Source organism: Alteromonas sp. AO-Serp (genome assembly GCF_017849675.1).
Taxonomy (GTDB): Bacteria; Pseudomonadota; Gammaproteobacteria; order Enterobacterales; family Alteromonadaceae; genus Alteromonas; species Alteromonas macleodii.
This window is the reverse complement of sequence record NZ_JAFLMX010000206.1, coordinates 18,442-40,070: the sequence shown is the minus strand read 5'-3', so window position 1 is coordinate 40,070 and position 21,629 is coordinate 18,442. Positions and strand designations below refer to the sequence as shown.

Annotated in this window: 12 protein-coding genes; 7 read left to right on the top strand and 5 right to left on the bottom strand. The window is 43.9% G+C overall.

The genetic code is table 11. From position 1 onward, the window contains the following. Positions 1-108 precede the first annotated feature (108 nt). Positions 109-513: a type 2 periplasmic-binding domain-containing protein gene (locus tag QVA83_RS13970; protein ID WP_014949893.1), complete on the bottom strand. Its 405-nt coding sequence runs from the start codon at positions 511-513 to the stop codon at positions 109-111. Between the two features lie 163 nt (positions 514-676). On the opposite strand from QVA83_RS13970, the gene QVA83_RS13965 reads away from it, so the two are divergent. The 6 genes from QVA83_RS13965 (at position 677) to QVA83_RS13940 (ending at position 11,911) form a co-directional block, all read left to right on the top strand. After that, complete coding sequence (locus tag QVA83_RS13965; RefSeq protein ID WP_014976849.1) at positions 677-928, top strand: hypothetical protein; 252 nt, start codon at positions 677-679, stop codon at positions 926-928. Positions 929-1,133: 205 nt separating this feature from the next. After that, positions 1,134-3,053, top strand: a complete 1,920-nt coding sequence (locus QVA83_RS13960) for a methyl-accepting chemotaxis protein (RefSeq protein ID WP_061486055.1) — start codon at positions 1,134-1,136, stop codon at positions 3,051-3,053. Between the two features lie 226 nt (positions 3,054-3,279). Continuing rightward, positions 3,280-5,928, top strand: a complete 2,649-nt coding sequence (locus QVA83_RS13955; protein WP_156078514.1) for a M1 family metallopeptidase — start codon at positions 3,280-3,282, stop codon at positions 5,926-5,928. A gap of 337 nt (positions 5,929-6,265) precedes the next feature. Next, positions 6,266-10,285: an ExeM/NucH family extracellular endonuclease gene (locus QVA83_RS13950; RefSeq protein ID WP_061486054.1), complete on the top strand. Its 4,020-nt coding sequence runs from the start codon at positions 6,266-6,268 to the stop codon at positions 10,283-10,285. Between the two features lie 11 nt (positions 10,286-10,296). Further along, a complete protein-coding gene (locus QVA83_RS13945) occupies positions 10,297-10,908 on the top strand; it encodes a PEP-CTERM sorting domain-containing protein (RefSeq protein ID WP_014949888.1) in 612 nt (203 codons plus the stop codon). Between the two features lie 115 nt (positions 10,909-11,023). Continuing rightward, a complete protein-coding gene (locus QVA83_RS13940; RefSeq protein ID WP_039225312.1) occupies positions 11,024-11,911 on the top strand; it encodes a WYL domain-containing protein in 888 nt (295 codons plus the stop codon). A 52-nt stretch (positions 11,912-11,963) separates the two neighbouring features. Here QVA83_RS13940 and QVA83_RS13935 read toward each other — a convergent pair whose 3' ends face one another. The 4 genes from QVA83_RS13935 to QVA83_RS13920 all read right to left on the bottom strand — a co-directional run bounded on the left by QVA83_RS13935 (position 11,964) and on the right by QVA83_RS13920 (position 18,100). After that, the gene (locus QVA83_RS13935; protein WP_014976843.1) at positions 11,964-14,087 is read right to left on the bottom strand and encodes a response regulator; all 2,124 of its coding nucleotides are present in this window, start codon (positions 14,085-14,087) and stop codon (positions 11,964-11,966) included. Positions 14,088-14,178: 91 nt separating this feature from the next. Then, positions 14,179-15,381, bottom strand: coding sequence for a pectinesterase family protein (locus QVA83_RS13930; protein ID WP_156078513.1), 1,203 nt, complete (start codon positions 15,379-15,381; stop codon positions 14,179-14,181). 13 nt (positions 15,382-15,394) lie between these two features. Next, positions 15,395-16,861 (bottom strand): glycoside hydrolase family 28 protein, encoded by a 1,467-nt coding sequence (locus QVA83_RS13925; RefSeq protein WP_156079123.1) that lies wholly within the window; start codon positions 16,859-16,861, stop codon positions 15,395-15,397. Between the two features lie 33 nt (positions 16,862-16,894). Continuing rightward, positions 16,895-18,100: a glycoside hydrolase family 88/105 protein gene (locus tag QVA83_RS13920; RefSeq protein ID WP_156078512.1), complete on the bottom strand. Its 1,206-nt coding sequence runs from the start codon at positions 18,098-18,100 to the stop codon at positions 16,895-16,897. Between the two features lie 681 nt (positions 18,101-18,781). Here QVA83_RS13920 and QVA83_RS13915 point away from each other — a divergent pair. Further along, complete coding sequence (locus QVA83_RS13915) at positions 18,782-21,481, top strand: TonB-dependent receptor (protein WP_014949881.1); 2,700 nt, start codon at positions 18,782-18,784, stop codon at positions 21,479-21,481. Positions 21,482-21,629: the final 148 nt, after the last annotated feature.

Below are 21,629 nucleotides of genomic sequence, written 5' to 3'. Positions count from 1 at the left end.
CTAGACGCCTAAAAAGGGCGACGCATTTAGACAAGGCGTCGCCAATTGTTCCTAGATTAAATAACCAGGGCTTGTTGGTCTTTGCTGAATATTAAACAACAGCAGGCTCTAAAATGTACCGACAACTTTTACCGTGCCATCAACTTTACCTTCATCCACAAAACCTATGGTATTGGGGTTGGTCGCGACAAGATTTAACATCTCATCCTCAGTTGCTATCATTTCAGGTGGTGTGCCTCTGCCAGTAAACACAAGCTTCGACCAGAATGCAGAGTATTGTGATTCAGATTTTCCAAGCACATTATTATTAAAAGCGTCTCTGATATTATTACCTTGTTCGAAGGTAAGGGGAATTGCGCGACTTCCATCGGGAAATGCTTTTACTTTCCCCAAATATATTTTCTTGACGGTATCGATATCGATCCCAGAATTGTTATTGGCATTTATTATCACGGCTGTACCGGCATAAATCGGCGCAGACATTAAAAAGCACAGGGCTGCAACTATCTTCATTGATATTACCTTCGTTCTTAACTCGCTAACATCGAGGCAAGCATGCTAGTGGTTTGTACCCAAGGGCAACGCGCCCTCACGAAAGTATAACCGAGATTTACAATTTGTCGCATTTCGACAAAAGGTGAAATTTGAAGGATCCTAAAACATACAAAGAGAAATTATGGCAAAACCTAACGCAAAAGGGCCGGTCAGAACCGTGCAAATTTATTGCTCTAAGTGCAAATTCCAGCTATTTAAATATCGAAAAGGCGGCAAAGGCGCGTTGGTTAAATGCTTTAAAGAGAGAATAGTTGAGGACTTTACTCATGAAGAAGGAATATGTCCTTCTTGTGACGCACAGTTTGCAAGAAATGCCTTAATTCGAGGTGCACCGGCCCTGAAAATTGTTGGCACAAAGGTGACCATGAAGTAGCACAGACTGATAATCGGTTGTTAATTGGACAACTTTTTTAAAATATAAACGTTTGGATAATTTGCTCTTACGTAATTTTTGCCTAAATTAATATAAAGGGATTACAGCCTCAAGCCGTTGTGCTGTTTGGTAAAAAATTTAAGGCTGAGGTTAGAAAGCGCAACGGAATGGCTTTGTATTAAACGTCTACACATCGAGATGATAAATGTCCATTCAAAGAAAGTTTCTATTTTCTATTTCTGCTGTTATCGCTTTGTTCGCTTTAATTGTTGCCGTGGCAACGGTTATCACCACTTCCTCAAATGTTTCAACCCTTGTTCAAGAGCAAAAGAAGAACACCGCCGATCGTTTAGTGAATATTCTTACTGTGACTGACTCTATCATGCTTGAACGCGTCAAAAGCAGTATGGCGTTGCTTAAACAACGAGGTGAGGCAATCGGTGAACCCAATCAAACCGATATTGTTATCGTTAAAAATACGCAGGCTCGGCAGCTAAGGTTGGGCAATGCGGAGCAAGCCAACACATTCGATTTGGTCGATAACCTGACAAGCGTAATGGGAGGCACCGCCACGCTTTTTAGTAAAACAGGAGACGACTATATTCGCGTGAGTACCAATGTCATTAAAAATGGCGAGAGGGCGATTGGCACTAAGTTGGCCCCTGATGGCAAGGCGATCAAAAAGATTAATCAGCAGGAAGCGTATTACGGTGCGGTTGATATTTTGGGTAGCCCTTATTTAACAGGTTACGAGCCAATGTTTAACAGCAGTGGTGACGTTGTGGGCATCTGGTATGTGGGATACTCAGCCGACCTTAACGTCTTAGAGCAAGCCATTAAGCAAAGTCACGTGCTAAAAGAAGGCTTTGTTGCCCTTCGTGATGCAAAAGGTAACATTCGCATGCATTCCGCACATGTGAATGATCGGCAGGTGGCCGACGCCCTTCAACCTAATGATGACTGGGTTGTAGAAGTGGTACCGTTTTCGCCTTGGGGGTACGATATTATATTAGTGGCGTCGACGTCAGAAAAATCGGCTATGGTTCGAAGCTCTGTGTTGGTTGTTGTACTTAAAATCGTATTGGCGAGCGTGGGAATTTTGATCACCATTTGGTTGCTCGTTAAGTATATTGTTGGCAAGCCACTTGAAGAATTCATTGGGGTAGTAAACAACTTGTCTTCTGGTGAGGGAGATTTAACGTTCCGTTTTCAGGCATCAAGAAGCGACGAGTTTGGCACCATGGCAAGAGCGTTTAATGGGCTTCTTAGCCAGTTACAAGACACGTTGCAGAGTGTGGACGAAGCCACCGACCACATGCTAGCAAAGTCAGAAAGGTTAAATGCAACAGCGTTGCAATCCAAAGATACCGTTTCACAACTTAGCCGAGAAACGGAGTCAATTAATAACGCCATTTCGTTAATGCAGCAGAATGCACAAACTGTGTCGTCAACCATTCGCAGTTCAAGTGAAGCGGCACACGCTGCCGATCAAGATACGCGAAACAGCGTAAGCGTTTTGGCGCAAACCATTAAAGACATCCAGTCTCAGGCAAGCGATGTGGACGCGTCAGTACAGGTTATCACTGAGTTGGCTCAGGCAAGTGAAGAAATTAGCGGTGTAATGGAAGTTATCAGGAATATCGCAGAGCAAACGAATCTACTTGCGCTCAATGCAGCTATTGAAGCGGCTCGCGCTGGTGAGCAGGGACGTGGCTTTGCCGTTGTCGCTGACGAAGTCCGCTCGCTAGCAAGCAGAACGCAGTCTTCCACGGAAGAAATTCGCAATATGATTGAACGCCTTCAGCAAGGTAGCCGCGTGGCTTCTGAAAAAATGCAGCAAAATAAAGAAACCGCCTATAAAACCGTGGACACCACAAAACATGCTGGCGATTCGTTAAAGCAGGCGCTTGACGCTGTTGCACGCATCACAACGTTAAACCGAGACGCTGCCACAATGGCTGAAGGACAAACAGAGGTTGCTAACGATGTGAATAAAGGGGTAAGCAGTATTCAACAGGTGGGCAATGCCAATACTACCTATGCAAAAGAAGTGGTAGATAACTGTGAAGCCTTAGTTCAGCAAGTTAAGCAAATGCAAATGCAGTTGCGACGATACCATTTCTAGAGTTACTGGCTTATTCAATCGATTTGGCTGTCAGCAGGCAGCGAAGCAGAAACAAGATATATCGCCAGAGTCAATGTACGCTGAAATGCACAATTCTTGCGGTTGACATGAATAGTAACAATTTGAACCAATGCCAAAAGGGCTTTAGATTGCTAAGGCTCTTTTTGATATTTATTCTTACCCATGGATGAATATAGGGATTTTCCCACAACATGGATAAACCATAATGAAACAACTATCTACACTAGCTGGTGTGGTAGCGAGTGTTTTTGCATTCACATCGCTATCGACAACGGCAGTAGTGGCGCAAGAAGCGCAAACTGCATCTGCAGTCGTATCACCCGCGAAAAAGACACTTGCTGATGTTGAATACCGCTTACCGTCAACAATCGCTCCCACATTTCAACACATTCACTTAAATATCGACCCTGACAACCCTACATATTCTGGAAAAACGAATATTGATATAACGGTTAAAACCCCAACTAAGAAAGTGGGCTTTTATCAGCAAGATTTGACCGTGACTTCTGCACGTTTAGTGTCTGGAAGCAGCAGCTTTCCTCTAAATGTTACGATTGGAGAATACGACATCAATTGGGGCGAATCGCAAGATGAGATTGCGCCTGGGAAGTATACGTTAGAGATTACGTTTGAAGGGAAAGTGAACACGTCTTCAGATGGCATGTATCTGTCACGTTTTGAAGAGACCAACTATATATTTACCCAGTTTGAAGATATGCATGCGCGAAAAGCGTTTCCAAGTTTTGATGAGCCAAACTTCAAAATTCCTTATCAAATGACCATCAGTTCTCCCGAACATCAGGAAATTGTGGGTAATACACCTGTTGAAAAGGTGACAGTGGAAAACGGGATTAAAACCGTAGTGTTTGAAAAAACTAAGCCCATGCCGACTTATCTTATTGCCTATACCGTAGGGCCCTTTGATAGTGCTGAAATTTCTGGGCTGTCGGTGCCAGGAAAAATATACGTTCCAAAAGGGTATGCCGATAAAACCAAATTTGTTATCAAACACATCCCAGAAATCCTAGCCTCGCTAGAAGATTTTTTCGGTATCAAGTACCCCTATAAAAAAATGGATTTTGTTGCCGTACCCAACTTTACCCACGGTGCAATGGAAAACGTAGGTTTAATTACCTATCGCGATAGTTTGTTACTGCTAGAAGATAACCCAAGCGTCACAGAGCGTTCACGACCGCTAAATGTTATTGCGCATGAACTTGCTCACCAATGGTTTGGCAACTTGGTAACAATGGCGTGGTGGGATGACCTATGGCTGAACGAAGCGTTTGCGTCTTGGGCTGCAAGCCATACCATGAAAACCTTGTATCCAGAGTTGAACTACGCCGATCGCATAGTACAAGAGGGAGCATTTGGTGCAGATGCTAGTCCCACGGTGAAACCTGTTAAAAAGGTAGTGAAAAGTCAGCCAGATGTGATGGATGGGTTGGGCTTGAACTACTCAAAAGGTGAGTCAATTTTACAAATGATTGAATCGCTAATTGGTACAGAAAAGTTTCGTGAAGGTGTTCAAAACTACATGAATACCCATGCTTGGGGTAATACCGTAGCAGATGATTTGTGGCGCGCCCTAGATGAAGTGTCTGATTTCAACTTAAGCGCCATGATGAAAGCTTACTTGGAACAGCCGGGCTACCCACTTATTCATATTTCAAAAGATGGCAAATTAACCCAGTCCCGTTTTCACCTTGCTGGCGCGACCGTGGAGGATAAGACATGGGCAGTTCCATTAAAGCTGACTTATCAATCAAACGGAAAAATACTAAACGAAGTGGTTTTTATTGATAAAGAAACCACAGTTTTACCTCAGCTTGCTGAAGCAGACTGGGTATACCCTAATGACAATGCAACAGGTTACTTCCGTTGGTCAATTGAACCAGCTCAGCTAAACGCACTGCTAAATAACATTGACGCGCTAAATAAGCGTGAAAAGAAAAATGTGCTATACAACTACCAGGCGCTGTTAAACGCAGATCAAGTAGGTGTAGACAGCGTGATGAAGGTGCTTAATAGTTTGGCAAAAGATGATGACCCTGCGGTCATTCGTGCGGCTGTTGGCGTGTTAGCTGAGTTTAGTTATTTAGTAAATGAAGACAATAAAGCCGCCTATGCAAAGCTTCTAAATCAAAATTATATGCCTTTGTTAAACAAGCTAACCTTGTCTCAAAGTGAGCAGGATAACGCAGATGTCATTCGCCTGCGTAACCAGATATACAGCTTACTGGGTACTCATTCGAACAATGATCAACTTGTTGAACAAAGCGTTAAAATAGCGAAACAGTACCTTGCAGATACTAGCAGTGTTCCTTCCGGTATTGCCGGTACAGCAATTGAAATTGCTACGCGAAATAGTGAACAAGGCGAGCAGGGCACATGGTTTAATACAATTGTAGAGGCATTTAAAAAAGCACAGTTGCCAAACGTGAAAAGCACGCTGGTGTATTCGATGTACTTTGAAGACAAAGCAACCGTCTTTAAAATGTTAGATTTAGCGCTTACCGATGATATTACGCCTGCAAATACCATGTATATGGTGGTGAGAGTAGCACGTAACTTAGACGATCATACGCTATTGTATGAGTGGCTTAGTAAGAATAAAGACGCGCTACTAGCAAAAATGCCTGATTACCATGTAAGCAGAATGCCGGAATTTGTTTCAACAACCTGTTCGGCTGAAAACTTAGAAATGGCCAATGCGTTCTACGCGCCAATTAGCGAGACTTATCAAGGAATGGCACGCGGTGTCGAAATTATGCAGGACGAGTCTCAACAGTGTATGCGGCTGAAATCTGCATTTCAGGCAGACTTTAACGCCTTCTTAAACGAGCAGTTATAGGCAACAACGAAAAGGCGTTTACCCAGAGCTTTTTGTCCTAAAGTTATGATTGAAAGAGCGTCCACTAGGCGCTCTTTTTTTGTGCATAAAACTGTAACATGCACCACGGCGAGTCACTAAAATATTTCAAAGCTGAAACATTTACGCATTGTGACAAATCAACTTTCCCTGTACCAAAGTTCAGCAGAGTTAATCAATAAGTAAGTTTATTTTAAACGTCTAAGTTTCTGATTTTTAACGTTTGTGACGTTTATATTATTATTTTTATTAAGTGCTTGCTGTATATACGTATGTATAAGAATTTATACCTTCCTTATACAAAAAAGCGGAAAGCAAAATGATTCATGAGGGTAACACACAAAAGTATAAGCTGAGGAAATCAGCTAAAGTAGTCAACGCGTTGTTGGCGGGCGCATTGTCGTTAGGCGTTGTTTCTATTAATGCCTCTGCAGATACAGTATGGCAAGAGGACTTCGAAGCAAATGAACTGCAAGGCAAGGGCGCAACTGGCTCAGACCCAGCGGGAGCAATTGTTGATCTTGAAGGTGTTGATCGTTGGTCAGTAGACGTGTCAGCGAGTGAGCTAAGTGCCACTTCAGACTGGTTCCGTGTTGAAAGCGGCGCAATGCAAGCACGTGATACTGACGGTGAAGTAGTCTGGTTGAGCGAGTCTATCGATATATCTGGTGCCGGTGATATCACCATAAATGCCGTGCTTTCTCAAAGTGGAAATTTTGAGTCGACAGACTACATCGATGTATTTTACTCATTAGATGGTGGCGCATTCGAGCTTATTACGCTTTCAGAAGGGGCAACGAATACGGTACAGGAAGACTTTGGTTCTGCAACACTGACCGAAACGATAGGTAGCGGAAGCACTTTAGAACTGAAAGTAGCCATGGCTAACAACTCGGGTACCGAATATCTCAATTTAGACAGTATTTCAGTAAGTGGAAATGGAACTACCGATGGCGGGGATACTGGCGGTGACCCTGACAACGGCGGTGAACCTTCAAATGAACTTCTTTTCTTAAGTGGTACTTGTTTTAACTGCCCTGATTTGGAAGCAGTTAACCTAGCCAGCGACTTTGTTGCATCTGACTATTACGCAGCTCTCGACATAGCTATTGCAAACGGTGAAAGTGCGCAAACGTTAAAAGACACGGCGCATAACATCATTGAAAATGGTCATCGTACGCTTTCTTACTCAGAAGTGTGGACAGCACTCACTTACACTGATGAAGATCCTGCTAACACCGATAACGTTATCTTGTTCTACAAAGGCATATCACAAGGCAAGTTTACCAACGGTAGCGGTAGTCAAAGCACCAACCCAGACAATTGGAATCGCGAACATGTTTGGGCTAAGAGCCATGGTTTTCCTAGCTCAAGCCTAACGGCATACAGCGATATTCTGCACCTGCGTCCTACCGATATTTCTGTAAATAGCTCGCGCGGCAACTTAGATTTTGATTTTAGTGATAGCGTGCTTTCTGAAGCTCCGTTAAACCGAGTTGATGATGACTCTTTTGAGCCTCGTGACGCAGTAAAAGGTGATGTAGCACGCTCAATGCTATACATGGACGTGCGTTACGATGGCAATACAGCTGGTGATACCGAAGACGACTTAGTGTTAGTAAATCGCCTTACCTCTACTAGCGAAGCCGCGTTTGGTAAGCTTTGCGTATTGCTTCAGTGGCATGAAAGTGATCCAGTGGATGACTTCGAACGTCGTCGTAACGAGCGCGTTTATGAATTCCAAGGAAACCGAAATCCGTTTATTGACAAACCTGAACTTGCTTCACTTATCTTCAACGAGAGTTGTGATGGTACAGGTGGTGATACTGGCGGTGACACGGGTGGTGATACCGGCGGCGACACAGGTGGTGATACCGGCGGTGACACAACACCTTCTACCAGCAGTATTTACATTTCAGAATACATCGAAGGTGGCGGTTTCAATAAAGGTATAGAGCTTTTCAATAGCTCGACACAACCGGTAAGTCTAGCGGGTTATGAGTTAGTTTTACTCTCCAATGGTGAGACCGCAGATGCTGACCGTAAAGTGTTAGCACTTGAAGGCACAATCCCAGCAGGTGGCGTAGCAACATTCGCTCACGGAAGTGCAGATGCACTGTTAACTGCCGGCTCAACGATTAGCAGCTTCGTGATTAATTTCAATGGCGATGACTACATTGAGCTCGTCGCTAACGGTCAGGTTGTTGATGCTCTAGGTACGTACGGCGTTAAAACTAACTGGGGTAAAGACGTTACTTTGGTACGCAAGAGTTCAGTAACGGCAGGCAACCCTAACCGCAACCCAGCGTTTACCCTTGAAGAATGGGATAGCCTACCAAAAGATACGCTTAACAATTTTGGTTCGCACAATGGATCTGTTAGCGAGCCTACGGATCCAACTGACCCGACCGACCCAACTGATCCTACAGACCCAACTGACCCAGTTGGTGAAGTAGTCTTAATTAGCGCTATCCAAGGCGAAGGCGATACCTCGCCACTTACAGGCAATGACGTTGTTGTTGAGGCAGTAGTGACTAAAGTTGTGCCGGAAATGAACGGATTCTTTATTCAAGAAGAAGCCGCCGACTCTGATGGCAATGCTGCGACGTCTGAAGGTGTATTTGCCTATTCGACAACCTTCACTGAATACCCATCTGTTGGTGACGCTGTGCGTGTTAACGGTGCAGTGGCAGAATACAATGGCATTACAGAAATTGTACTAAGCGCCAATGCTGAAACGCTAGGTGCAGGTGCTGATATACTAACGACAAGCATTGAAATGCCATTTGACGAGAGTGTTAACCTAGAGTCACTTGAAGGTATGCAGGTTCAATTCCAGCAAACTTTGAACGTGACAGACGTTTACAATCTTGGTCGATATGGGCAATTCAACGTGTCATCAGGCCGCCTGATGATCCCTACAAACCAATATGCCGCGGGTTCAAGTGAAGCTATTGCCTTGGCTGAAGCGAATGCACGCAACACATTTTTGGTTGATGATGGCTCAAGCGCACAAAATGCTGACGATATTCCTTTCCCAGTTGGAGGTTTATCTCATGCGAATCCTCTGCGTTTAGGCGACAGTGTAGAAGGCCTGGAAGGTGTAATGCACTACGCATTTGGTGCTTATAACTTAATTCCAGTTGGCGCTCTTCAAACTGTACGCACAAACCCAAGAACAGATGTGCCCCAGTTAGACGTACAAGGCGATGTCAAAGTGGCTAGCTTTAACGTGCTTAACTACTTTAATGGTCCGAACTTCCCTACCTCTCGTGGTGCAGACTCAGAAGATGAATTTGCCCGCCAGCAAGCGAAGACAGTAGCAGCCATCGTTGCGATGGACGCAGATGTACTTGGCTTAGTAGAAATCGAAAACGATGGATACGGGAGTGATTCTGCCATTGCTTCTCTTGTAAATAGCGTAAATGCTGAACTTGGTAGTGACGTGTATAGCTATGTAGCACTTGAATCATTACTTGGTGGTGATGAAATTGCGGTAGGTATTATTTATAAGCCTGCAACGGTCACACCACAAGGCGCAGCGGTTACTTCCTCTGAAGCTCCTTTTGACTACGGTAACCGCCAGCCGCTGTTACAAACCTTTAGCGTAAATAGTAACAGCGAAGCGTTTACGCTCGCGGTAAGTCATTTCAAATCAAAAGGAAGCTGTGGCAGTGCAACAGGTAATGATGCTGATTTAGGTGATGGACAAGGCTGCTGGAACGAGCTACGTACCCAAGCTGCGTTAGGGCTGACAGCGCTTGTGCAAAACAGTGAAGGTTTGTCTGACCGAGTTATCGTAATGGGTGACCTAAATGCTTATGCGAAAGAAGATCCAATTCTTGCTCTCGAAGACGCCGGTTACAGCAACTTGGTGAACCTCTTCCACGGCGAAAGTGCTTATTCTTATAGCTTCGGCGGCGAAATGGGTTACTTAGACCACGCGCTATCAAGCTCAACTTTGACTGAGTATGTGGCAGACGCAACGGTTTGGCATATCAATGCTGATGAGCCTCGTGTCTTCGACTACAACGTTGAATATAAGTCAGAAACACAGCTTTCTAGCTATTACGGAGCTGATGCTTATCGTTCGTCAGATCACGATCCAGTAATTGTTGTGCTGGATTTCCCTGAAACGAGTGAGCCGGAGCCAGTAATTGGTGATTTTGATGGCGATAGTGACATAGACAACACCGATATTGTGGCGTTCTACACCTTGCTTCTGCAACGTCAAGCGACGGTTGAAGAGCACGACTTTAACAATGACGGCAGATTAAATATCTACGATTTATACGCGTTAATGTCTATGTGTACACGTACCGCATGTGCAGTTCAGTAGTTGGAAAGAAAATGAAAAAAATTATTTTAATGGTATTGGCAATTGCTACTTTTAATGCAAATGCCGCAATAATTGAAATCTCTACGGATAAATCAATTTATCAAGTAGGAGAAACTATCACGGCGACGGTAAGCTTTTCTAATGAAGATGCTTTTTTAGGTATCGTACCGTTTCCTCAACCGTTTGATGTATATAACACGACAATTGGTTTTAACGATTCGCTCTTGAGTTTTATTGGCGCTTCTACGTTAAATCCTTTTGGCTCAGTTAGCAGCTTGGGGAACCCAGTGTTAGAGATGTTTCTACCTCCTTTTCTACCGGGGGGAATTTTAGAGATAGGTTCACTAGCTTACTTGGAACAAATTGATTTGTTCTATCAACTGCAGACACCAGTGATTGGTTTATACACCGTGCAATTTATCGCACAGTCTGTTGGTGACATTACAATTGATGGGTTGTCAGGTTCTTACATTTTTCAAGGCTCTCAAGGGGGGCAGCTGACGCCTATACAAGTGAGTAGCGCAAGTTTCAGTATTGCAGAAGTACCTGCACCAGGTACCTTCGCGCTTTCGCTTCTGGCTTTAGGTGGTATGTTTTTCGCCCGCAAACGTGTGAAGTCATAAACCTTAATGGCTAAAAGTTTAAGCCCAGCCACGTGCTGGGCTTTTTTATTTCTATTGCTATTTACATACGGCTTTAAATAAACCACACTGAATAAAAATACAATAAGTGTGCACCATGTTAGAAACCATTTCTTTTTCTCAACGCCAACGACTGGCGTATATCGATTTCTGCCTTTTGTTTAAAGGGGCTATTCATCGCCAAGACTTAATAAATCGTTTTGAAGTGGGGCTATCGGCTGGTTCTCGTGACTTTACGCTATACAAAGAGCTCGCCCCTGATAACTTAGTCTACGATCCAAGGGAAAAACGTTACTTTCAAACAGAAAACTTTATTCCAGTTTTTGAACACGATGCAAAGCGAACCCTTGTGAAACTTGCCAACGACATATCAGATGGATTCGATGCGATCGGTGACATACATTTCCCTGTTGAAAGTGCATCTTCACTTAATGTTCCTGATATCTTTGTGGTGGCGAAAGTGGTACAAGCCATCGTGAACAAAAAGGCGATGAGCGTAATCTATACGTCGCTTTCAAGCGGCAGTGGTGCAAGAGAGTTAGTGCCTCACAGTATTGTTGATAATGGTCAACGCTGGCATGTTCGCGCATTCGACAGAAAATCACAAAGTTTTAGAGATTTTGTGCTAACTCGAATTAGTAAGGTAACGGTTAAAGCAGAACCTGAAACCCATGAATGCATAGATTGTGATGAAGAGTGGGGGCGACTTATCTCACTTGAAATTGTGCCGCATCCTAAGAATATTAAATATGCCACCGCAATAGAGCTTGATTACGCCATGGAAGAAGGCGTGCTTACATTGGAAGTACGGGCTGCCATGGCGGGATACCTGCTTAGACGTTGGAATGTTGATTGTACAAAACATGCAAGCTTACGTACCGGAGAGTATCAACTTTGGCTTAGGAATCAGCAGAGCCTTGCGAATACCGACAATTTAGCCATCGCGCCAGGGTACATTGCAGAGCAAGAACCCTATACCGTATAAAATGTGGAAGTGGCCTGCCAAACAGCTCCTTGTTGAGTGTTAGTACATGCAGCTAACCGATATATTTCTTGATACAAACCAGTAGTGTGTCTTTGTCTAAAGGCTTGGCTAAAAAGTCAGTCATGCCGGCAGCCAAGCACTCTTCTTTGTCTTCTGCGAAGGCGTTTGCAGTGAGCGCAACAATTGGAGTGTCAACCTCCAATGCTTTGCGTAATATTGTTGATGCCTCAATACCTCCCATGACGGGCATATTGCAGTCCATCAAAATAAGGTCGAATTGATGTCGCTTGCCCACGTCTACGGCATCTTTTCCGTTCTTAACATGCAGGAACTTATAGCCTTCTGACTGCAATATAGTCTTCACGATTTCGGCATTGATTTCGTTGTCTTCAGCTAGCAGTATGCGTTTCTTCTTATTACCTTCTTTAACATCATTATGAGATACGGGTTTTGTCTCAATTAACCTTCCTAAATCATGCTCAAGTTCTCGACGATTAATGGGCTTAGCATGCGTGCGCCAGATAAGTTCAGACACATCATTTTCATCTTCTAGTCGTTCCAGTTCAGCAGAGATAAGAATGATTTTAGGAAATTTATCTGGGTTCATCGCCTTCAACTGTTCTAGCAAATCGACCCCGCTCATCTCTGGCATAGACAAATCAAGAATAATAACGTCGAAAGCCAGTGGGCTGTCTGATAGGTAGGCTTTTGCACTATCATAACTTTGGGGCACAATCGACATGGAGGTAACGACATGCTCAAAATATTCGCGGCTGGTTTGTAAATCATCAACTATCGCACAGCGCAAATTAGCACTGGGTTCAACGTTAATGTCAGGCAACTGAGATTCTTCCGCTGCCATAGTAAAACTGAAGGTGCTTCCTTGGCCTACAAATGAGGTTACATTGATGTCGCCGAGCATGAGTTTCGCCAACTGCTTCGCAATACTTAACCCTAGCCCTGTACCTCCGTACTCACGGGTGGTGGATTGGTCGGCTTGCTCAAATTTCTTAAAGATATTATCAAGCTTTGATGACTCGATACCAATGCCGGTATCAATAACATCGAAGCTTAAATAATTGCCATTTGGGCGTTTGGTATAGGTGACCTTTAGCGTGACAGAACCTTGTTCAGTAAACTTAATTGCATTACTTAACAAGTTGTGCAGAATTTGCGAAATACGAGTGATATCGCCTTTAATTACGTGAGGTAGGTCAGGGTCTTTTAAGTAATGAAATTCAAGACCTTTTCTTTGGCAGTAAACCCGCTGTAACGACACCACATCGTCCAAGACTTGTAATAGGTCGACTGGCGCCTGTTCAATTTTGATTTTGCCTGCTTCAATTTTTGATATATCGAGAATATCGTTGATTAACACAAGGAGTTGCCTACCAGCAGTTTTGGCTTTTTTAAGGTAGATGTTGCTTTTGTCAGGGTTGTCTATGGCCAACTCGATCATGCCAAACAGGCCGTTCATTGGTGTACGAAGTTCGTGACTCATGCTTGAAAGAAACTCTGATTTTGCTTTGCTTGCTCTACGAGCCTCATCAGCCGAACTTTCCGCTTGCTCTTTCAAGCTCGTTAGTTTGGCAAATGACCGTTTAACGGTGCGCTCCATAGGGGAAAAGATGAATGCTGCCTCGATACATAATAGAGCGAGTGTGGCTAGCCATAAGTAAACTTCAATCGAAAGAACCACATCTACTCTAGCAGTGGCGTCTTGCTCGAACCGCGCGACGACATAATCAAGCTGTTGTAATAGCGATGTCAGCGCTTGAATATCTAAAAGCGTAGTGGGCTGACACTGTGCTGCATCTAAAATTTGATCGGCGCTTTTTATGTATCGGTTTACTTTGTTGTCGAGCTGGCCTTCGTTAAAGTAAGTATTAGAGATAGAGGCGGGAAGGTTATCGAGTGACACAAGCTGTTGATGATTTTGTTTGAAACGTGCTAACGATTGCGCCAAATACCTTTGCTCTTCACTGTCTTCGCAAATGTTTGGTGTAGAGGTGAGCAACGCAATACGCTGTGAAAGCATGCGTTGCTGACCCGCGATATTGATTATTTCAGCATCTTTCTTCTGATCACTGATTAATTCGTACAGAACAATAAAAGAAAGAGTGACGAGTGTAGCGGTTAGCAATAACGCAACGATATAACGAACACGTATAGACATAAGGGTAGTAGTGGCACAGTGATAACTAAAAGATAATAGATACCAAGTGGTTACGCAATGTGCCGAGCAAATTACTTGCGCTAATGTTGCACTATTTAATATCGTTCGGGATGTTATTAGGCACCCAGCCTCGCAATACCGCCTCTTTAGTGTAAAAAGCCGCGTTTTTATCATTCAGAAAATGAGAGTTTATTGCTGGTGAGGAGACTGCTTTAGGTGCACCTTCTCCATGAGATTGGTACTCGGAAAATCTTGCTTCTGTGTGGGGATTAAATGGTCTCTTTGTACCTGATGGCGTAGTTCCACCCATAGTAGTCCAGCGCTTTTGGATGATATGACCTGCCATATAGGTGTTGATAAACGTGGTTTTACCTACAGCGTAAGGGGTTGCATATCGGCCATCTGAAAAGGTGGTTGTAGGATGCCAAGGCCTTCCCAGTGCCACGCTTTCATCTGGAACGCCGTGTTCTCTTTCAAGCCTACAGTTATTGAACGTTAACCCATAAGGACGCTGTAAATGAGTGCTTGGGGCGGTAATGTAGCCTGTTAGTCCTTCGCTATCACCGCCAGAATAACGTGTACGGGAAACAATTGAAACGCTTTCAAAAAACGCGGTGCCCTCACCAAAAATAAAGTCAATATGTCCTGCTATTGTTCCGCCTTCAATCAGAGCGCGGTCACCTTTTAAATAGAGGGTATCTTGGTAACCCCAGAGTGCGACATTTTTAAGGTAAGTGCGATCTGAGTTCACATCGGTTTTAAGCGCTACTGCCTGCGTACCTGATAATCGAGTAGGGTCGTCTTTTGCTTTGACCTCGTTACCGGGATAATCAAAATCATTGGTGATAGTGATATTTTCCAGAGTGATATTATCACCTAAAATCTCCACAGTGGCAGTGCGACGAGTTCCCCATTTTTCTTGAGAATTCTCTGCGACTTGTTGACCTGCATATCGATTGAAAACGATAGTCGTTGTTTCTTGCGACTGGCCCACAAAGTGAACATTATCAACGTTTATGACGACACGCTCTCGATAAATGCCTTCGTTAATAAAGACGGTCCATACTTTATCTTTTTGTGGCTTGTGAGACGCGATATAAGCAACAGCTTGGGACACAGAGTTAAAATGAGGTAAAGCGTCCTTACTTACGTCACTGTCATCGTCACTGTCATGTGATTTAGCTACCACTACATCCGTCGTTGCTGGCATTGCCGCGCTTAATCCACTGAAAAGTATACCTGCCAGCAACACAACGGCTAAACTAAGACTGACACGTGCTTTATTAAATTCCATAGTATTTATTCTTCTACAGCCCGTGCTTGTTAAATGGTTGGCTATTAATAAACACATTGTTTATTGAAAGATGCGCTACGTTTTCGATAACGGCATCTTTAAGCGCACGTTTTATCGTTATGTTATTCAACGTCAACCCAGAAATAGGCGTATGGTCATACCCGCGAAGCACAAAGGCCCGGTTAGCTGACGCAACGTTCAAGTTCTCTATAGTGATATCTTCCAGTAGTGGAGGGAAGTTACCGGCATCACCTTCTTCGTAGAAGAAATTCACGACAACAGCGTCTTTCACGGTCCCAATATCGATATTGCGATAGTTTAGATTTTTTAGGTGACCACCCCGAATACTGTTGGTTTTAATTCTAATGCCGCGGTCTAAATCAGGGCTACTCATGGTGCAATGCTGAGCATAGAGATTCTCTACACCGCCGGATATTTCACTGCCGATTACAACACCGCCATGGCCAGCCTTCATCTCGCAATGTTCTATGACGATATTAACGCAGGGAACATTGACCCTTCTGCCGTCTGCATTGCGTCCAGATTTAATGGCAATGCAATCGTCCCCTGTATCAAATGTACAGTTAGAGATAAGAACGTTCGTGCAGCTTTCAGGGTCGCACCCGTCCGAATTTGGGCCGAAACTTTTACAGTACACGTCGTTAACGGTGACGTTCTTGCAAAGCACAGGGTTAACTAACCAAAATGGAGAGCGCAGGATGGTAACACCCTCGATAAGTACATTTTCACAGCGGTAAGGTTGTATAAACGGAGGGCGCAGGTAATTATTTTCAAAAACGCGGTCACTAACGGGTGTCCCGTTTTCTACCATTTCTTGCAGCGTGTCTCTGGTATATTTTTGGTTCTCAACCGGATCGTCACCCCATGTTGAAGCCTTCCACTTACCTTTCCATGGCCACCAGTTGTCTTTCGCCGCGCTACCGTCAAGCGTACCTTTGCCAGTGATTGCGATATTAGTTTGCTCAAAAGCATAAATAAGAGGGGAGTAACCCATTAACTCCATACCTTCCCAGCGAGTAAAAACATATGGTTTGTAATCATCAGGATTGGTAGAAAATCGAATTGTTGCGCCTGCCTCAATATGCAAGTTTATATTCGACTGTAAGTGAATTGGGCCGGTGCATAGCCAGTCGCCTTTTGGCACAACCACTTTGCCACCACCTTGGCGTGCGACTTGGTCGATAGCTGCATGTAGCGCTTGCTTAAAATCACTGCCATTTTCATTTAAAAAGTCGGTAACATTAGCTTCGCGCTTTGCAAAGGTGGGGCGCTTTATCATCCCTTTAATAAGGTTTGCTTCAGCGTCCCACTGGCGTTGAGTCCTTCCCGTTTCGGTCACATTTGCACATCCGGATAGGAATGTAGGAACACCTACAGCCATCCCAGAAGCTGCAACAGTGGTGGCGAGACCAGACTTTAAGAAGTGACGTCTGGCATTCGGTGAGTTAGGTCGGACCATCATATACCCCTTTTATTTACAATTTAGCGCTTTTTACTTATTCAAATAATGTGCAGCCAGAATGAATGGGCCTACACCTTTCGCGTCGTTTGCTCTGATTGGCTCACTCATGTAGTAGTCGAATGAACCATCTCTATATGGATTTCCACCAAGACCAGCAACAGCGCAAACTTGCTCAAGGCTGATAACGTTAGTTTCTGGATTAACCGAAATCATTTGATCAAGAAGTCCAGCAAACCCTTTTTCTGCATGAGCTTTGTATTCCTCAGGAAGAAACTTAAGGCTTGCACCTTTAGCCATAGCGTAGGTCAACATTGCTGTACCTGATGCTTCAAGGTAGTTTCCTTCACGGCTTCCCAAGTCAGTAACCTGATACCAGGTGCCTGAATTATGTTGGTAGGTAAGCGTAGCGTCGATAAACGCTTTAAAGCGCGCTTTTAGCCACGGTGTTTTTGGGTGTTCGGCAGGAACAACTTCTAGCACATCCACCATTGCCATAGCATACCAACCTAGCGAGCGTGACCAGTGATGTTGAGAAAGACCTGTTTCTTTATCAGCCCACTTTTGCTTTTTAGATGCGTCCCAGCCATGTAAGGGGAGGCCTGTTTTTTCGTCGTAAAGGTGCTCTTCAATGAGTTCAAATTGCAAAAATACGTCGTCTAGCTCTTTCATATCGCCGTACTTAACAATGTATTCAGCGTAGAAGGGGGCCCCCATGTATAGGCCATCAAGCCACATTTGGTCTGGATAGCGTTTCTTGTGCCAAAAGCCACCTTGCTCGGTACGTGGGTGAGTAGTAAGCTGCGTTCTAAGTAGGTCAGCGGCTTTTTTGTATTTAGGGTTGCCGGTTTCTTCATAGAGGAAAAACAGCACTTTACCAGGGTTAACCATATCAATATTAAACTTATTGATATCATAGGTTTTGATACTTCCGTCTTGTTGAACCAACATGTCGTAGTAACCTTTTACATAAGACAGGAGACGGGGATCTTTAGTCTCTTGATAGACTTCTGTTATGGCAAGGAGGTTGAGACCGTGAACGTAATCCCATTGTGGCTTCTCATCCCAATCGATTTGCCAAGCTTCTGGGAAACGCACCATCTCAGACTCTATCATTCTCATAGACCATGATTGTGTGTTGTCGAGAGGCATTTGTACCCAATCATTTGCATTAGCAGCGGAAGAAACAAACGCCGTGCAAGCTACAACGGAAGCTGCGCGTAGAATACCTTTTAGCATAACAAACCCTTATTTTTATAACATTGTAAATACACTCTGTGCTACCGGTAGCATAATGGTTTTTATTTGCTCATATGTCAACGGAATTATTTACATTTTTTAACTTTTATTTTACGCGTTGAAAAAGTGGTCGATATGACGTAAATGACTGTATTTAAATGTTTTAATTAAATTGCTCATCCTGCTTTGGTTAGTTTCTATAGTCTCTTCTTCTTTCATCATTGCATATCAAATTTCTACTTATTGTAAATTTTTTCAACAAAATTGTTGCCACCGGTAGCATAACTGTTTAGGATGTAAATCAAATGTAAAGCTTGAGTGTTGTTTTCGAGGTTTACATTATTGCCGAAGAGAAGTTTTGCGTTAATTAGAAAACATAGCTGTACCCTGCAACTCTTCTCATTCAAGGTTTTGGTGGTTTACGAGACCACTATAGAGAATGAATTAGAATTGACGCGTTTTCGCTTCCTTAACAGCCAAGGCGTGCTATCGGATAAATGTAAAGCATTGACGGTATTAATCACCAAAATGTTATCCGGTGGCATAAAGGGGAGTGAAATGGTTAAATACGATAAATGTTGAATTTGTGTAAATTTGAATAGTTCACACACGTTTCAAAAGCATCTTCACCTTTTGTCAGTATGCGCGTCTCTTATAAATATAAAAACCGGAGAAACAACAATGTTACCAAAGAAAAAGCAACTCGCTGTTCTTGTTACGCTAGCGTTGTCAGGCGCACATATTCATGCGCAAGAAGCCACAGACGAACAAGCCAGTGAAACCGAAGCGCAAAATATGGAAGTCATTGAAGTATCGGGCTTTCGTGGATCACTTAATAAATCACTGATGGAAAAGCGAACATCAGTTAACAGTAAAGAATCAATTGTTGCGCAAGACATTGGTAAATTCCCGGACTTAAATATTGCTGAGTCAATTCAACGTGTACCCGGCGTAGCCATTTCTCGTGAAGGTGGAGAAGGGCGCCAAATTACTTTGCGTGGTTTGAGCCCTTCATTTACCCGCACAACACTTAATGGCATGGAAGTGCCAGCAAGTACAGATGGCACTGACTCAGGTGGCGGTGTAAACGGTGGACGTGGCTTTGACTTTAACATTTTCGCTTCTGAATTGTTCAACCGCGTAGATATTCAAAAATCTCCTACCGCCTCTATGGAAGAAGGCGGCATTGCAGGTACGGTTGATCTGTACTCGGCAAAGCCGTTTGATTACGACGGTTTTAAATTCGTTTCATCTCTTCAAGGCGGCTATAACAGCATTACAGAAGAGACCGATCCTCGCGCCGCTTTCATGATCAGCAACCGTTTCGCTGACGACAAAGTCGGTGTGCTTTTCTCGGCCGCGTTCTCAGAGCGCACAGTAAGACAGGAAGGTTTTGGTACAGTTCGTTGGACTACTCCAGTTCGCGATGGTGGTGGCATCTTTGGCGATACATCAAACACGGTTGTTAACGGCACACCTGACGTAGATGATTGCCAGTATGAAGGTGAGTCGGTAGACCCGATTAATTGTTTATGGACACCTCGTTTACCTAGACCTGACTACTTTGGTAATGATCAAGAGCGTGTAGGCTTCACCGGTTCAATTCAGTGGGCTGCAACAGATAATTTCACACTAACGCTAGACGGTTTAGTGTCCAAACTTGATAACACCCGTACCATGTATAACTTCTTCCACATGTTCAGAAGTACATTCGAAGAAATTACGCCTACCTCTATTACTGTTCATCCTAATGGTCAACAGGTGCTGGCTGGTACGTACGACGGTATTAAATCGCGTATTGAAAGCCGTTTACAAGAATCAACCACTGACTTTAGCCAATTTGTAATTTCTGGCGAGTGGTTTATTGGTGAAAACCTTAAACTTGATATGATGGCAGGCACTGCAGAGTCTGACGCTCGTTCAGAGCAATATCGTTACAATATGACGCTGCTGGAAGAAACCAGCTACGGCTTTGACTTTAGCAATAACAGCAACGCGCCAGAAGTGACTTACGGTTACGATGTTAACGATGCAAGCAACTATAACCTAAGCGATGGCCGATTACGTGCTACTGATGTATTGCGTGAAAACGACACGGTCAAATTTGATGCGACATACTTAGGTGATGAAGTCACTATTAAGGCTGGCTTTGCCTACAATGACCGTGTTGTAACCTACAGTGAAGAGCAAATAAATGGCTTCCCAGATCAAGACTCGGCAGTAGGTTTTGCTGAAATTATGCCGGTAGACGATTTCGGAAGTGGTTTTGATGGCCCTCTTGACCCGTTCCTTGTAGCCGACTTTGACGCTATTAATAGCCAATTGTTAGATGTTGTTTGGACACCGCGTTCTGCACAAAGCTGGCAAGTAGGCGAAGAAACATCAGCTATGTACCTTGAGCTTGATACGAGCTATGAGATTGCCGACATGTTACTTCGCGCTAATTACGGTGTGCGTTATGTGAAAACAACCACAACCTCTGAAGGCTTTATTCAAGGCGAAACGGTACAAATCGAAAACGAGTACAATAACTTTTTGCCAGCAGTTAACTTAGCACTTGAAGCAACTGATGACGTAGTTGTTCGCCTTGGCTTAACACAGTCTATGACTCGCCCAAGCCTGAACTCATTAAACCCTGGTAACCCAAGCTTTGATTATATTAACGGCTCGGTGAGCGTGGGGAACCCATTCCTTGATCCGTTTACGTCGAACAACGTTGACTTTGGTGTTGAATGGTACTTCGATGACGAAGCGCTACTAGCAGCAACAGTTTTCTACAAAGACATTGATAACTGGATTGTTCGCGCATCAGAAGAGCGTTTAGTCGACAGTGCTTACTACGACTTTATCGACAACGATGCACAGTTTGACCCTGTAATTGCGCTAGACCCTCGCACTATTCCATACGAGCATAGCAGTCCAATTAACGCTGAAGACAGAAGTGTAAGCGGTTATGAGTTAATTTATCAGCAGCCGCTAAGTTTCTTACCAGGACTGTTCGAAAACATGGGTATCGTGTCGAACTATACGCACGTTAACGCTGACGACATCGAAGGTATGAGTGAAACATCGTACAACTTTACGGTGTATTACGAAACAGACCAATACGGTGCGCGTGTGTCAGTTAACAAACGCGACGATTACCTGACAGACTTTACTGGCAGCAATGGTAACGTTGCGCACGGTACGACAGGACCTACGCAGGTAGATTTCTCGTCATTTTATAACGTAAACGACGAGCTAACGTTGACCTTTGAAGTCATTAACCTTACCGATGAGTACGAGCGCTTGTTTACCACGGGTGATGGCTCTTTGAACTTGGTACGTGAGTACAACCACACGGGCCGTCAGTTCTTCTTGGGCGCTCGTTATACTATGTAAAAAAACAGGCCGGGCAATTATGTTGGCCAGCCTGAGATAATAATTAAATGTTGTGTTCCGTGAAGACGGGTGTGTTTGGCCATCGTAATGATGGCCTTTTTTATGTGCAAAAAGTGTGGGCAGGGAGGAGTTCAGCACGCCTCTACCT